We start from the raw sequence: 14,530 nt of genomic DNA, 5'->3' as shown, positions 1-14,530 counted from the left end.
TTAGGTATGGCTGATTACTTCGTGTGCATGAGAGTGGCGTCCTCGGCTGCGCTGTGATGCATAGACGAAGAGGTAGATTACGAGCAGCAGGACAGGTGCGATTATGGAGTATCTGTACATAACGGCATAACTTGTATATAAGGCAATTGCTCCAAGCAGCAAGGTGCCGATGGCGACTCCGAGATCAAGGGAGTTAAAGAACATGCCGTTAGCCAGTCCGCGCTGGCGCGGTTCTACGGATTGGATCATCCAGGTCTGGAGTGCAGGCTGCATCGACCCGAAGCCGAAGCCGTAACATAGGGCGGCTGGGAACAGTGCAGCTGTCGTTGATGCAAAAGAGAGCAGCAGCAAACCGCCGGCGATAAACAGGCTTCCCGGGATGAGCAGGGCTGCCGGGCCAAAGCGGTCATAAATCCTGCCGGACAGCGGACGGATAATCACAATCGAAACGGCATTGAACAGGAAGAAGTAGGCTACATGGGACAGGTTTTTCTCAGCTCCGAAGAGCGCCAGGAAGCCAATCAGCCCGCCATAGGAGATGGATAACAGGAAGTTAAGCAGGCAGGGAAGAAACAGCCTGCGGTACGCCCCGCCCCCGGAGGCTGAAGCGGGTACTCCTGCGGGCTCTTTGTGCTGCGGGGGCAAGGTTTTGGCCAGGCGGTAGCCCAGCGGGAAGATGATGGCCAGCGCAGCTCCCGCGCCGAGGAGCAGGGAGCCAAAGCCGGGTCCCTGCAGCAGGCTGAGCCCGATCAGCGGACCGGCGGACATCGCCAGACTGGTGGACAACCCGAAATAACCCATGCCTTCACCCATCCGGCGGACAGGGATCACATCCGAGGCCATAGTCGGAAAGGCAGTACTGGCCATTCCGAAGCCAACGCCGAATAACATCCGGAGCAGCAGCAGGGCGGCGATACTGCCTGCGAAGTAGTAGCCGGCCACGGCCGCGAGTGAAACGGACAGTCCGAGGAAGATCAGCAGATTACGGCCGCCCTTCTCCATGGCTTTGGCCGAGAATAGACGGGAAGCGATAGCGCTGAGTGCAAATAGGCTGGTTACGAGGCTGACCTGCACGGAAGTTGCATGCAGTGTACCTTCCGCATACGCCGGAAGGGTGGATAAGGTCATCTGCAGGCCCGTGAACAGCAGCAGATTGCATAGGGTGAGAGTAATGAAGGACTTGGTCCAAAGACGTTCTGTTGAATTGCTCAAAGGTGTATGCTCCTATTCTTGATGGTTGGTGTTGTGGTAGATCAGCTCCAGCATGCTGCGGAGCTCTTCAAGCTGATGCGGATTCAGTCCGGCCACGGCAGTATTAATGGTCTGCTGCTCGAGTTCGAGCGTATTTCCGATAAGCGACTGCCCTTCTTCTGTGGCGTAGAGCTGAAAAGCCCTGCGGTCACCGGGATTCATTGACTTGCTGATGAACCCTTTCTTGAGAAGGAGCTCAACGATCCGTGCAGTGGTCGGCTGGTCCTTGGCGGCAGCAGCGGCAACCTCCTTCTGGCTGATTCCGCTGCGGTCACAGATCATGAGCAGGACCGACCATTGCTCGGGAGTAATATCATAAGGCTTCAGAGCCCTGGCAAATCCGGTGGTAATCCTGCGGTGGGTGGAGCCCAGCAGGAAACCGAGAAATTGCTGCGGAGAAGAATGCGGCATAAATTTGCTCCTTCGAATATAGTTGTCATGACAATTATAATTACAACAATCAAATTGGTCAAGGCATTTGCGGGACAGCAAACAACAAAAAGCCCCGCTCCGCGTTCGCGGAAAGGGGCTCGAACTAAAAAACCGTTATGAGTTTAAACTTGCGGCACTTTCTCCCAATCCTTCAGGAAACGCTCAATTCCGTTGTCTGTCAGCGGGTGCTTCCAGAGGGAAGGTAAGAGTGAACCCGGGATGGTCGCAATATGAGCGCCGGCAATAGCTGCTTGCTCTACATGGGCGATATTGCGGATGCTGGCTGCAATAATTTCGGATTTCAGGCCATAGTTGGTAAGAATGGTCTTCAGATCCTTGATCAGCTTCATGCCGTCAACGCCGATATCGTCCAGACGTCCGACGAACGGGCTGATATAAGTAGCACCTGCTTTGGCTGCCATGAGGCCCTGAGCAGCAGAGAATACGAGCGTAACGTTAGTTTTGATGCCTTTCTTAGTCAGTTCATAACAAGCTTCAAGACCATCTTCAGTCATTGGCAGCTTGATTACGACATTCGGAGCCCATTCAGCGATTTCGTAAGCTTCCTTAAGCATCTCTTCCGCTGTGAGACCGATAACTTCAGCACTGACCGGACCGGGAACAATCGCCACGATCTCCTTGATTACATCTTTAAACAATCTGCCTTCCTTGGCGATCAGCGACGGGTTCGTCGTTACGCCATCCACTAATCCGAGGCGGGTAATACGTTTGATTTCCTCAATATTTCCGGTATCCAAGAAAAATTTCATTTCCAGGTATCCTCCCTTGATTTCGTATGGATTGACAAATCAGTTTGCTCCACTTCATTATGAGACATGCCACGGGAAGTTTCAACTGTTAATTTGAATATCTCAAAATAACTTTATAGATGAAACGCTTAAATAAACATTTCTTGCGTCTGGGCCATTCACGGCAGACTTCTCTACATGATAATATAGAAACGGTATTGTCCATTTCATGCGATTGGCGGTGAAGGGAATATTTACTTTGATTGGAAGTGTGGTGCTGTTTCTGCTGTTCGCCGCCGGAATTATTGCCTTTCAGAACAGCAGAATGCTTGCTGAACGGGAGAATGATTCATCCAGAGCCTACACCGGCCATTTGATGTATTCTGTATATCATCAGACTTTCTCTCCAAATGAGGAGTTGCCGGAAGCAGTCCCTTTGTTTCAATTCACACTGTTTGACGGGGCGGACGAAGAGTCCTTCATCACGCATGCGCTGTGCAGGGTTGCTGCCGGACGGGGCGAGATGGTGTTATCCGACGCGCAGAATTATATGCTCAGCAATCTCCGCCAGGCCGCGCTGCAGGGAGTCCGGTTTGAACATTTATCTTTTCCGGGCAAGGCTGCCCGCAGGGGGGAGAAGGAATTGATTAAAGCGCTGGAGACTGCGGCGAAACAGGAGGCCGAACATGCAAATCACCGTTAACAATGTAGTGATTTCAGTAAGTGAAGGCGATATTACCGCCTGGCAGGGTGAGATGATTGTGAATGCATCCAACTCAGGTCTCTACGGGGGCGGGGGAGTGGACGGGGCGATTCACCGGGCAGGCGGACCCCGCATTGCGGAAGAATGCGCTGTAATCCGGCAGAAGCAAGGCGGAATACTCCCGGGACAAGCCGCGGTAACCACAGCAGGTCTTCTCCCGTTCCGGGGAATCATTCATACTGTAGGACCGATTTGGAAAGGGGGCACTGCAGGCGAGACGGCTATTTTATCCCAATGTTATAGCAGCAGCCTCAGTCTGGCATGCTCCTACGGAGCACGGAGTGTGGCCTTTCCGAACATCAGTACCGGAATATTTAACTTTCCCAAAGAGCTGGCCTGCAAGACGGCGCTGGATTCAGCCGTCACTTATGTGCGTGAACGGACATCAGCGGAGCTCCCGCTGCAGCGGATTGAATTTATCTGCTTTGAACATGACAATGCCATATTGTATGAGGCCATGCTCAACGATTATATCTGAGCTGACAGTGTAGGCCTGCCCGCTGATCTGTTCGGGCTTACATATTGTCCTTAACTATCCGTTAGGCGTGATATTTACCCGTGGGTGCGTTCAGTACCCATTCGAGCATCATCATCATATCTTCCAGCCGGGTTAGCTGGACATTCAGCGCTGCCCGCTGCGGATCACCGGCAGACAAGGGTGCCAGCCGCGACTCCAGAGATCTGCGCTGAAGCGTTAATTCGTTGATTTTGGATTGAATCTGATTTTCGGTTCTCATCCGGAATCCTCCTGGTGTGCATTATTGTACTTGGTTCATTATAACGGATAACATGGGGGTAATAAAATGAGTATCAATGTTAAGCAGCTGGCAGCAGAGAAAGCCGTCGAGTACGTGCAGGACGGAATGAAGGTAGGGCTGGGTACGGGTTCTACGGCTTACTGGGCCATCCGCAAGCTGGGTGAACGTGTTAGCGAAGGCTTAAACATCACGGCAGTGGCAACCTCGCAGGCTTCGGAGGATCAGGCCCGTGAGCTGGGGATTCCGCTGGTTGCTTTTGGCGAAGTGGATTCTCTGGATCTGACCATTGACGGCGCGGATGAGCTTGATGGTGCACTGCAGCTGATCAAAGGGGGAGGCGGAGCGCTTCTCCGCGAGAAGATTGTTGCGATGGGCAGCACCCGTATGATTGTGGTAGCAGATGAGAGCAAGGCAGTGACCACACTTGGCAAATTCCCTCTGCCGGTTGAGATCGTGCCGTTTGCCTGGGAATGGACTGTCGCTGACCTGGCCAAGCTTGGCTGTAAGCCGGAGCTGCGCCGCAGCGGCGGTGAGCTGTATAAGACGGATAACGGCAACTACATTGCTGACTGCCGCTTCGAGGCTATTGACTCTGCTGCTGATCTGGCGCTTGCCCTCCAGCGTATTCCAGGAGTCGTGGAGCACGGGCTGTTCATCGGTATTGCCGATATGGCAGTGATCGGCAAGAATGACGGCACCATTGAAATCATTGAAGGTGAGAGCAATCTCTAACACGCGTAAACACCGGCGGAAAGGAAAACCGGCGGCAAACAGACAGAAGCTGCCCCCGGGGCGGCGGATACTGGCCTGGCTGCTGCTACTCATATACAGTGCAGTGCTGATCTACTGGATGTTTCTCGGCTTTGGACGGACGGTTCAGACGGAGGGGCCGCTGCGCTACAATCTGGAGCCGCTGCGCACAATGCGTTTGTATTTTGATATGAGTAACGGAGTGTCTTACTCAGGGCGGGTGGTCAACCTGTTGGGTAATGTTGCTGTGTTTGTGCCTTTTGGCATCCTGCTGCCTCTGGTTAGCACCGCCTACCGCTCATTGCTGCGGTTAACGCTAGTATCCGTTCTATGTATAATAGTGCTTGAGCTGATGCAAATGCTGCTGCGGGCGGGCAGCCTGGATATTGATGACCTGCTGCTTAATCTGCTGGGGGTATGGGCGGGATATGCACTGCTGCGTGTTAAACAAACTTTTAGGAGGTCACATAATGTTGATTGATTTGAAGCCACTTGTCGGAACACCTGAGGTGAACGAACTGCTGGCTTATGCGGTTATAGATGATCCGGATGCGCTGGAGCGCACGTCGGCAGAATACCGGGAGCAAGCGGCGCTGCAGCTATGCGGCTGGGAGGAGGAAGGGCTGCTGCTCGGCCTCACCGGCTTTGAAGAGACTGAAGACGGTTCGCTGGATATCCGCCATATTGCAGTGCTGCCGGAGAACCGGGGCAAGGGCTATGCGCGGGGGATGATTCTGGAACTGGTGACGACCCGTCAGCCGCGTTATCTGGTGGCGGAGACCGAAGATGAGATTGCCGCGGATTTCTATCGCAGCCTTGGATTTATGGTATACAGCCTGGGCGAGAATGCAGCCGGAATCGAAATATTCCGCTGTGTGTACGAGGTTGAAGAGACCGAGGACGAGGAGTAGAGCGGAAAGGCTGGCATCAACGTAACAGAACATCACAGACAGAACATACCGGAAGAGAACAGCCATTCAGCACTTTACGGTGCAGGGTGGCTGTTTTTGCGCTGGAATGTAAAATTCATGATGAGCGGTTGACTTTTTAAGATTAGGACAATATAGTTTTACTGTGAAACTGTTCTACACGTGAACTATTATTTCGTAAAGGAGGAACCCGCATGAAAAAAGATGCAGAGGAATGGATCAACCGTTACGTGGACGCATATATAGTGGTTACCAGGCAGATTAACGCCAGGCTCAGGGATATTTTTGGCGAAGGGCTGACGAATGACCAGTTCCTGATCCTCCGGCTGATTGCCGGACAGGAGAAATGTACTTCCACCTATCTGGCTGAGGCTGTAGCGGTGGGCAAAAGCTCAATTACGGCTATTATCAACCGGCTGGACGAAGCGGGAATGATTGAGCGGACCCGTGATGAGAATGACCGCCGGCAGGTGTATCTGACGATGACCGAGCATGGCAAAAGTGTCTACAGCACTTCTGAGAAGCAGATGCAGGAGGTTATCTCCCCCTACTTGTTCCACTTCGAGGATCACGATATCGAGCGGTTCATTACGATGTTTGAGAAGCTGGCATTTTTGATGCAGGAACCAGGAGGTAGACAAAATTGAGAACTATTTTAAAAGCAAGATGGGCAATTATCGCTATTTGGCTGGCGGTGGCAGTAGTGCTATTCCTGACCGCCCCGGCTATGTCTGATCTGGTACGGGAGAAGGGGCAGATCTCGGTCCCGGCAGGATACACTTCGTCAAAAGCCGCCGAAATCATGAAGGAAGTGGCAGAAGCCAAAGGCGGGGAAACCGTACATCAGGTTGCGCTTGTGTTCAACAAGCCGGAGGGCCTGCAGGCTGCGGACACCGAGAGTATTAAGCAAGGCGTTGAGAAGCTGGCGGCGAATAAGGCTTCCCTGAATCTCAGTGCGATCACCGATCCTTTTACACAGCCTGAACTTAAGGATACCCTTATTGCCAAAGACGGCAATACAATCATGGTTGCTTTGTCGGTGCAGGGCGGAGAAGAAGAGGTTAAAGAGCTGCCGGCCAAGGCCGGGGCATTGCTGGGGGACGTCACCGCTGATCATTATATGACCAGTGAAGGGCTGATTACAGAAGATACGATTGCCAGCTCTGAAGCCGGGCTGAAGAAGTCGGAATACATTACAGTTGTCTTTATTCTGCTCATTCTGTTCGTTGTGTTCCGCTCGTTCGTAGCGCCGTTTGTGCCGCTGTTAACCGTGGGGCTGAGTTATATTGTGTCACAGTCGGTTGTGGCTTTTCTGGTGGACCGGTTTGATTTCCCCCTGTCCACGTTCACACAGATTTTCATGGTCGCTGTTATGTTCGGGATCGGGACGGATTACTGCATTCTGCTGATCAGCCGGTTCAAGGAAGAACTTGCCCATTCCGAGGATACGACAAGTGCCATTATCTCTACTTACCGTAAAGCGGGCGGTACCGTATTCTATTCAGGGCTGGCGGTGTTCGTCGGATTCCTGGCGATCGGCCTGTCCAAATTCATGCTGTACCGTTCAGCGGTCGCGGTGGCTGTCGGGATTGCCGTGATGCTGCTGGCGCTCGTGACGATTGTACCGTTCTTCATGGCGGTGCTGGGCCAAAAGCTGTTCTGGCCGTCACGCGGCAAGCTGGAGCACAGCGAGAGCCGGATTTGGGGGGCGGCAGGCTCCTTCTCCCTGAAGAGACCCTGGGCTGCGCTGCTGATTGTGGCAGTCATCGTTGTGCCGTTCCTGCTTACATACAGCGGGAAGCTGAGCTTCAACAGCATGGATGAAATCGGCTCGGATTACGCGTCGGTCAAAGGCTTCAACATGATCTCGGAAAGCTTCGGTCCGGGTGAGTCGATGCCGGGCAAGATTGTCATAAAGAATGATGACCGGATGGATACGGCTGAATATATGGGCCTGGCCGAGAAAATCAGCCGTGAGCTGGAAAAGGTGGACGGAGTCAAGGCTGTGCGCAGCATGTCCCGTCCGACCGGGGAGCAAATTAACGATTTCCTGATCCCTACCCAGGTCGCTACGCTCGCCGACGGGCTGGATCAGAGTAATGAAGGCTTAACCAAAATTCAGAGCGGGCTTGCTGAAGCAAGCGAGCAACTGAAAGAGAATGGGCCGAAACTTACAGAGGCCGTATCCGGGAGCGCCAAGCTGACGGAAGGTACAGCTGAGCTCAAGGCAGGCATCGATGCGCTGGGTGACGGCCTGTCACGTATTGAGAACGGAATCCGCAGCGGATCAGCCGGAGCCGGAGAGATTAAGACCGGCCTCTCGCAGGCGGCGGCAAGCGCGAAACAGCTGGCAGCGGCCAATACGTCACTGCTCGAAGGCTACAAGAAGATCGGAAGCGGCCTGACGGCGCTGGATGGAGGGCTTGCCGGCCTGCAGACACAGCTTCAGGGTGTTGCCGATGCACTGACAGGCCTACAAGGCTCCTTCACCGGACTTGAGTCCGCGCATCCGGAGCTGCTGCAGGATATCAATTACCAGACGATCAAAGGTACAGTGACGCAGAGCGGCGCTGGAGCTGCAGGGCTGGCCGGAGGGCTGGGCCAGATATCAGCCCAGCTCAAAGGGGCGGCAGCGGGCCTGAGCGAAGCCAATGCCGGTTATGCCAAAGCGGCAGCAGGCCAATCCGCGCTGGCGAATGGACTGGATCAGCTGGTGGCCGGTATCGGCCAGCTGCAATCCGGCCTGAATCAGGCGGCAGACGGACAGGAGCAGATTGTCGGCAAGATTCCGTCCATCACCAGCGGGCTGGATCAGCTGCAAGGCGGACAGCAGCAGCTCGCGGACGGTTTCGGTGAGCTTACAGGCCAGCTTGGCCAGCTGCAGGGCGGACTTACCCAAAGTGCAGATGGCCTGGGACAAATTACTGGCGGCCTGAGTTCCGCGCAGGATTATCTTAAGCAGATTCAGGATGCCAAGGATGACGAGCTGAGCGGGTTCTTCGTACCGGCAGAGGCGCTTGAAGCTGACGGTATTCAGCAGGTATTTGATACCTATCTGTCCGGAGACCGTAAGGTCATGACACTGGATGTTGTATTCGCTGAGAATCCATACAGTGCTGAAGCCATTGACAGTGTCGGAGATATCCAGGCTGCAGTGGACCGTGCCGTGGCCGGTACGAAGCTGGAAAATGCGGAGACAGCCATGAGCGGCGTGACCAGCACCTACAGCGATTTGCAGAAAATCTCTAATGAAGATTACACGCGGACCGTGATTCTGATGCTGGGCGGTATTTTTATTATATTGGTGTTGCTGCTCCGGTCAATCATTATGCCACTGTATCTGATTATCTCACTGCTGATTACCTACTTTACAGCACTGGGCGTAACGGAGGCGATCTTCGTCCATCTGCTGAACTATTCCGGGATCACCTGGACGACTCCGTTCTTCAGCTTCGTCATGCTGATTGCCCTCGGGGTAGATTATAGTATCTTCCTGATGGCCCGGTTCAATGAGAATAAAACATGGGATGTGCGTGAAGCCATTCTGCATGCCATGCGGAATATGGGGACGGTAATTCTGTCAGCCGTTGTTATTCTTGGCGGAACCTTCGCCTCGATGTATCCTTCAGGGGTGCTGTCGATGATGCAGATTGCCACCGTGGTGCTATCTGGTCTGGCCCTGTACGCATTGCTGTTCCTTCCGTTCTTCGTGCCGGTAATGGTGCGGATGTTCGGCCGGGCCAACTGGTGGCCGTTCGGTACGGCAGCTGCAGAGGAACAGCCCAAATCCCTGAATCTCTAAGGAGCTCTAAATCCCTGAACTTGAGATAACGGTTCCTGTAAAATAACACAAACAACCTCCGGGGCACGGTAACGTGCAGCAGCCGGAGGTTGTTTGCGGTAAAGGTCCTGTATCATTAATAATAAGCCGCTCAGCGCAGCTTGGCGAAATAGCTGCGCAGCGCCCAGCCGCGTTCCTGGCGTTTCTTGTATTTGGGCAAGGTGCGGTAGACGGCAAGCGATTCGGCAAAAGCACGCTTGGCATCTTCCCCGCGCCCCAAAGCCTTGTACATGGAACCCGCCAGATAATAAGCTTCGCTGGAGGAGGTCTGAATCTCCTGGAATTGGCTCACATAGTGGAGTGCCTTGTCATGGTCTACATGCCGGAAGGTTTCGGCAAGTCGAAGGTAGGGCTGCCCGTATTGCGCCCTGCGGTTGATCTCCAGTCCCTTGAGCATCTGGGCTTCTCCTTCGGGAAGCTGGCCCAGCTTGAGGTTAGCATATCCCAGCTCCACCCAATACTCAGCCGATGTTTCGTAACGGTCAACAATTGCTGTCAGAAGCTCCTTGGACTCGCTGTAGCGTTTGCGCTCTGTCATCAGCCGGGCCAGATCGAATTTGGCGGTTACATCGTTCGGGTTCTGTGCAATGGTCAAGCGCAGTTTGGAAATCTGGCGGCTGCGGCGGAAAGGCTTGGAGAAGCTGGGCAGAATGCCTACATAACGGCGGTCTACAAAATATAGAACGACGAGCAGAATGATCAGGGCCAGAAATGGATTGCCGAGCAGACGGTACAGCAGCAGGAAACCTAGAAATTTAATCATGGATAATGAATTCCCTCCGTTATGGTTGTGTTTATGTAAGCTTCCTGCAAGAATTAGAGCAGTATGGCAGGGCAATTATACCATATCCTCCTTTTTTAAGGCCATGGCCTTATTATGCAGTGTTAATGGCACTACAATTGACAGCCCGTAGGGTAAGACTTAAGCTTTGTGTACAATGATATTGTCTCATAGCTATATATGCTCTTACATATTGGATTCAATTAATTCTCTGAGAGAAGGATGAACTATGGAGACACTGACAAGCAAGGTCAATTTACGCCTGCTGGGGCAGTCGGATTTATCCGTATCGCCGCTTGGACTCGGCTGCTGGCAGTTCAGCCGGGGAAGCGGCATCGTGGGCCGCTACTGGAGTAATCTCACTGATGCGGATATTCTGGATATTGTACGGGTCAGCCTGGAAGGCGGCATGAACTGGGTCGATACGGCAGAAATCTATGGAGGGGGCAAATCGGAAGAGGCGCTGGCTCATGTGCTGGATCAGCTCCGGAAGGAAGGCAACCCGCATGCCGCACCGCTGATCGCTACCAAGTGGTGGCCGTTGCTGCGGACAGCCGGCTCCATTACCGCAACGATTGACCAGCGCATCGCCTGTCTGGGAGGAAGAGGAATTGATCTGTATCAGATTCATCAGCCGTTCTCCTTATCCTCCATTGCCAGTGAGATGAAAGCTATGGCTGGACTTGTGCGGGCAGGCAAAATCCGTTATGTGGGCGTAAGCAATTATTCCGCCAAGCAGATGGTGGAGGCACACCGGCTGTTGAAAACCTTCGGGCTCCCGCTGGTATCCAATCAGGTCAAATACAATCTGCTGCACCGCAATATCGATCAGAATGGGACTCTGGCCGCTGCCAAGGAGCTGGGGATTTCCATTATCGCCTACTCTCCATTGCAGCAAGGCATCCTGACCGGTCGCTTCCACAATGATCCGTCGCAGATTGCTGCAGTCTCCCGGATACGGCGGATGCAATCGGGTCTGGACGATGCCGGTCTGACCCGCAGTAAGCCGCTGATTGATTCTCTGGGTAAGCTGGCAGAGAAATATGAGGTGACACCGGGCCAGGTAGCCCTTAACTGGCTCATTCATTATCATGGCGACACCGTAGTTGCCATCCCGGGAGCATCCAAAGCCCGCCATGCCCGGGAGAATATCGGTGCCATGGCCTTCCGGCTAAACCAGGAGGAGCTGGGACTGCTGGATGAAGCATCCTGGGCAGCACTGAAGAGATAAGCGGTAATTGTGTTTGTACATAGCCTCCGGCCGGGTTAGCGGCCTGGAGGTTATTTTTTTGCTTAAATTAATAAATAACTGTTTAAGACTGGAAAGAGCAGGTTATATAAGGGATAAGATATTTCGCACTCACGCAAACTAAGGTGAAGATTACAGAAGGAGGTTGAACTTCAATGAGTATGAGCGTACATAATCTTATGGCTTTTAATCATCAGTTTTTTAGACCTCAGCCCGTTCTTAATCCTAAGCCGCAGAAGTCAGAAGACAAAGTCCAGAGCTTTCAGGAAGTTCTCAATGAGAAGCTGAGCGCTTATGGCGATAGGAAGAAATGAATCTCAAATAGGAACCGCCAGATGCAGAATATATCGCAGCAAACTATAGAACCAGAAGAAGCAGGTGCTTTCCCGGATGGGGGGCACCTGCTTCTTTGTATATCTGGTTATTTCACTCTACTTACCTGGTGCAGCTTAGCGTTTAATTCGTATTTCCGGAAGAGCTTATATTGGCTGCCGACTGCAGGCGGGCAGCAATGGCGAGGAAATCGTCCTCGGAGATGCCCGGAGCGAATTCTTCAGGCACCTCTGGCGCCTCGGGAACCGGGAAGCCCTTAGGTATACCTTCGATTACTTCGAGCGGCTGTCCATCCTCCGGATGCAGCCCCTTCCAGATCTGCCTGATCGCTGTGAAGTCACCATCGCTGTTCGTATACAGCTTCGTATGAACGCCTCTGGACTCGTATTTCCGGGTCTCATTAAAAGCCTTGTTGCTGAGGGAAGGGATTGGAATTAGCTTGCTGACATCAACACCGGTAGCCACCTCCAGCGCTTTGGCATAAGCCACTACATGGACTCCCCCGCGGACCAGCAGATAACCTATAACCTCACGCGCAGCCGGATGGTCGGTCAATTCATACACCTTCATCTTGTGTGTACGGGCACCGCACTCCAGGAAGAAGTTATGCAGCAGATCGAGAATCAGATTCCCGCTGTTGAAGACATATTCACCGCTCCAGGGACGGCCCATAGAGTCGAAGGGCATAGCGGATTGGGCTCCGCCGAGGGCGAAATATGTATTTCGCGCATCTTTGAACGGATTAAGCGGAGTCTGATCCGGTTCCTTATAGGCTGTTGATCCGCACAGGCATTTATTGACCGCATGCGATACCAGTTCTACATGACCAAGTTCTTCTGCAGTGATACTTGTAACGAGATCGTAGAAGGGCTTGAGCTTTTTTTTGCTGCGGAAATTAAACGACTGGAACAGATAGTTATTCAGTGTCGACATCTCGCCGAATTTACCGCCAAGCAGCTCTTGAACTGCTGCTGCGGCATTTGGATCGGGACGCTCCACTTCAGGAATCTCAATGGCAATTTCGTCAAAGCGCTTGAACATAAACGCACCTGCCTCACTATAGAGTATTGTTGGCCTGCCGGCCATTCTCCGCTCTATAGTGTCTCTATATCAGGCAATCTATTCATATTTTCGGTCAAGCGGCTTAATATCCACCCCGCACACGCTTGGATTTGCGGAGCTTAGGCTCAGAACCTGGCGGCTGCCTGATGATCCATTGGAGATATGCGGCGATCCTGGGGTCGTGTCTAAGGTTGTCTAGCGTTGTCAGGCCAAGAATGACCAGATCGCTGTTGGTATACAGGGCATGAATCTGCCGGTGGCAAGCCTTGCAGAGAAGAGCGGTAGGCAGCAGGGCTCCGCCTTTCTCACGGGGAATCAGATGATGGACGGTGGTTGCGAGAGGGGAACGGCCGCATAGCTCACACTTGCCCAAGGCTTGTTCTTTCATGTGCTACGGCCGGACTTCGAAGAATTCGCATCGGCTGCGCGAATAATAGGTCAAATCGCTGACCCGGGACTGGATCACAACATCTGAATCTGTGAAGCGGACCACAGTCGCACCGGAATTCACTAGATGGTCATCCTGGAATACACGGACGGGCAGCTTGCGGTCAATCGCTTCCTGGAGATCGCTGTCGGTCAGCAAAGGACGGTTGATGGGCATGGGATAAATCTCCTTTTTATAGGGATGAAAGTAGTTCAGTAAATACAAACAGTATACCCGCGAGCAGGCCATAAATCCACTTCGCTCATCCCGGTTAAGCAGTACTTGCACTGGAAACGTAATCACTTCTATACTGTGGGTTAACCTGGAGCAGGAGCTGATACGATGAAAATTCTTAACAAATTCGCTGTTGTGCCGCTGGTTCTGCAATGGGTATTGAACCTGTCCCTTGTTGTACTCGCCTTGATTCTGGTCATTTTCCTGGGCAAGGAAACAGTATACATCTTCAGCCACATTAATGATGCCAGTGAATTATCCAAGCTGGAGCTGCTCGAAGGGATACTGGTGTATTTCCTGTATTTCGAATTCATTGCGCTGATTATCAAGTATTTCGAGGCCCATTATCATTTCCCGCTCCGTTATTTCATCTATATCGGCATTACGGCGATCATCCGGCTGATCATCATCGATCATGAGAGTCCGCTGGACACTATATTGTATTCCGGTGCCATACTTGTACTGGTGATCACGCTGTATCTAGCCAACACCAAGCAATTGAAGCGCGAATAAATCGCTTATCCACATTTTACGAGGCTGTCCCAAAAGCCATGAAATGGCTGCTTGGGACGGCCCCTCTTTTTTTGAGTTGGATTAACTTGTGAACGTGGTGTGGACGCTGCGCGAACGGACCGTTGCTACAATCGCTGTGCTCTCCAGATTTTATTTATTTCCCTTAGCGGTAAAAATCCGGAGAGCAAGGCGACCGCTACCGCTTTTCCACAATCAGTCCGTCCTCTCCGCTGTTAAAGCGGGGGGCGTTTCTAAAAGGTCTTTCAAAAATCACAAAAAGAAATCGCTCGTTTTGGTAAAATGGAGGTACCACCCAACCATTCCCAAAGGAGCGATTTCTTTGTACATTTAATAGTCCATGGACCAACTTTGCTTGCCCATGGATCTCGAAGAAGATATTCCTTCGAACCACCTCGATCGCGTTCGTGAATGCAGCCGTCAACCGGCTGGAATCAGAT

18 protein-coding genes are annotated in these 14,530 nt (G+C 52.6%); 10 read left to right on the top strand and 8 right to left on the bottom strand.

Annotation, left to right across the window (positions count from 1 at the left end; translation table 11 throughout):
* The 3 genes from MKX70_RS24665 to fsa form a co-directional block, all read right to left on the bottom strand.
* Window positions 1-1,212: an MFS transporter gene (locus tag MKX70_RS24665; RefSeq protein WP_042235867.1), complete on the bottom strand. Its 1,212-nt coding sequence runs from the start codon at window positions 1,210-1,212 to the stop codon at window positions 1-3.
* Window positions 1,213-1,224: 12 nt separating this feature from the next.
* A complete protein-coding gene (locus tag MKX70_RS24660) occupies window positions 1,225-1,662 on the bottom strand; it encodes a MarR family winged helix-turn-helix transcriptional regulator (RefSeq protein ID WP_042235870.1) in 438 nt (145 codons plus the stop codon).
* A gap of 143 nt (window positions 1,663-1,805) precedes the next feature.
* The gene (gene fsa / locus MKX70_RS24655; RefSeq protein WP_042213033.1) at window positions 1,806-2,453 is read right to left on the bottom strand and encodes a fructose-6-phosphate aldolase; all 648 of its coding nucleotides are present in this window, start codon (window positions 2,451-2,453) and stop codon (window positions 1,806-1,808) included.
* A gap of 238 nt (window positions 2,454-2,691) precedes the next feature.
* Between fsa and MKX70_RS24650 the strand changes: the two genes are divergently transcribed.
* Together MKX70_RS24650 and MKX70_RS24645 are read left to right on the top strand one after the other, a co-directional pair.
* The gene (locus tag MKX70_RS24650; RefSeq protein ID WP_340787174.1) at window positions 2,692-3,135 is read left to right on the top strand and encodes a hypothetical protein; all 444 of its coding nucleotides are present in this window, start codon (window positions 2,692-2,694) and stop codon (window positions 3,133-3,135) included.
* Entirely contained in the window at window positions 3,119-3,673 is a 555-nt protein-coding gene (locus tag MKX70_RS24645; RefSeq protein ID WP_340787171.1) for a macro domain-containing protein, read from the top strand. Before MKX70_RS24650 ends, MKX70_RS24645 begins: the two co-directional genes overlap by 17 nt.
* A gap of 61 nt (window positions 3,674-3,734) precedes the next feature.
* On the opposite strand, the gene MKX70_RS24640 is transcribed toward MKX70_RS24645, so the two are convergent.
* On the bottom strand, window positions 3,735-3,932 hold the full coding sequence (locus tag MKX70_RS24640) for a hypothetical protein (protein ID WP_039298117.1): 198 nt from the start codon (window positions 3,930-3,932) through the stop codon (window positions 3,735-3,737).
* A 72-nt stretch (window positions 3,933-4,004) separates the two neighbouring features.
* Between MKX70_RS24640 and rpiA the strand changes: the two genes are divergently transcribed.
* From rpiA to MKX70_RS24615, 5 genes are all read left to right on the top strand, one after another.
* The gene (gene rpiA, locus MKX70_RS24635; protein ID WP_197073117.1) at window positions 4,005-4,685 is read left to right on the top strand and encodes a ribose-5-phosphate isomerase RpiA; all 681 of its coding nucleotides are present in this window, start codon (window positions 4,005-4,007) and stop codon (window positions 4,683-4,685) included.
* On the top strand, window positions 4,654-5,184 hold the full coding sequence (locus MKX70_RS24630) for a VanZ family protein (protein WP_231637857.1): 531 nt from the start codon (window positions 4,654-4,656) through the stop codon (window positions 5,182-5,184). The genes rpiA and MKX70_RS24630 overlap by 32 nt, the downstream gene beginning before the upstream one ends.
* Complete coding sequence (locus MKX70_RS24625) at window positions 5,174-5,614, top strand: GNAT family N-acetyltransferase (protein ID WP_042235882.1); 441 nt, start codon at window positions 5,174-5,176, stop codon at window positions 5,612-5,614. The genes MKX70_RS24630 and MKX70_RS24625 overlap by 11 nt, the downstream gene beginning before the upstream one ends.
* Window positions 5,615-5,826: 212 nt before the next feature.
* Window positions 5,827-6,279: a MarR family winged helix-turn-helix transcriptional regulator gene (locus MKX70_RS24620; protein ID WP_340841053.1), complete on the top strand. Its 453-nt coding sequence runs from the start codon at window positions 5,827-5,829 to the stop codon at window positions 6,277-6,279.
* Window positions 6,276-9,434, top strand: a complete 3,159-nt coding sequence (locus tag MKX70_RS24615) for an MMPL family transporter (protein ID WP_340841052.1) — start codon at window positions 6,276-6,278, stop codon at window positions 9,432-9,434. The genes MKX70_RS24620 and MKX70_RS24615 overlap by 4 nt, the downstream gene beginning before the upstream one ends.
* A 130-nt stretch (window positions 9,435-9,564) precedes the next feature.
* On the opposite strand, the gene MKX70_RS24610 is transcribed toward MKX70_RS24615, so the two are convergent.
* On the bottom strand, window positions 9,565-10,236 hold the full coding sequence (locus MKX70_RS24610) for a tetratricopeptide repeat protein (protein WP_042235893.1): 672 nt from the start codon (window positions 10,234-10,236) through the stop codon (window positions 9,565-9,567).
* A 247-nt stretch (window positions 10,237-10,483) separates the two neighbouring features.
* Here MKX70_RS24610 and MKX70_RS24605 point away from each other — a divergent pair, with 247 nt between their 5' ends.
* Both MKX70_RS24605 and MKX70_RS24600 read left to right on the top strand, forming a co-directional pair.
* Window positions 10,484-11,485, top strand: coding sequence for an aldo/keto reductase (locus tag MKX70_RS24605; protein WP_340841051.1), 1,002 nt, complete (start codon window positions 10,484-10,486; stop codon window positions 11,483-11,485).
* A 173-nt stretch (window positions 11,486-11,658) separates the two neighbouring features.
* Window positions 11,659-11,817, top strand: a complete 159-nt coding sequence (locus MKX70_RS24600; protein ID WP_197073083.1) for a hypothetical protein — start codon at window positions 11,659-11,661, stop codon at window positions 11,815-11,817.
* 142 nt (window positions 11,818-11,959) lie between these two features.
* On the opposite strand, the gene MKX70_RS24595 is transcribed toward MKX70_RS24600, so the two are convergent.
* The 3 genes from MKX70_RS24595 to MKX70_RS24585 form a co-directional block, all read right to left on the bottom strand.
* Window positions 11,960-12,877, bottom strand: coding sequence for a manganese catalase family protein (locus tag MKX70_RS24595; protein ID WP_042235898.1), 918 nt, complete (start codon window positions 12,875-12,877; stop codon window positions 11,960-11,962).
* A gap of 103 nt (window positions 12,878-12,980) precedes the next feature.
* Window positions 12,981-13,286 (bottom strand): HNH endonuclease, encoded by a 306-nt coding sequence (locus MKX70_RS24590; protein ID WP_081956504.1) that lies wholly within the window; start codon window positions 13,284-13,286, stop codon window positions 12,981-12,983.
* A 3-nt stretch (window positions 13,287-13,289) separates the two neighbouring features.
* Entirely contained in the window at window positions 13,290-13,502 is a 213-nt protein-coding gene (locus MKX70_RS24585; protein ID WP_039298136.1) for a hypothetical protein, read from the bottom strand.
* A gap of 165 nt (window positions 13,503-13,667) precedes the next feature.
* Here MKX70_RS24585 and psiE point away from each other — a divergent pair, with 165 nt between their 5' ends.
* Window positions 13,668-14,072 carry a phosphate-starvation-inducible protein PsiE gene (gene psiE / locus MKX70_RS24580; protein ID WP_042235901.1) on the top strand — a complete coding sequence of 135 codons (405 nt, stop codon included), beginning with the start codon at window positions 13,668-13,670 and terminating at the stop codon, window positions 14,070-14,072.
* Window positions 14,073-14,530: the final 458 nt, after the last annotated feature.

The organism is Paenibacillus sp. FSL R7-0312, assembly GCF_038004445.1.
Lineage (GTDB): Bacteria > Bacillota > Bacilli > Paenibacillales > Paenibacillaceae > Paenibacillus_AQ.
The sequence above is the reverse complement of the archived record's forward strand: the minus strand, read 5'-3'. Positions and strand labels throughout refer to the sequence as shown.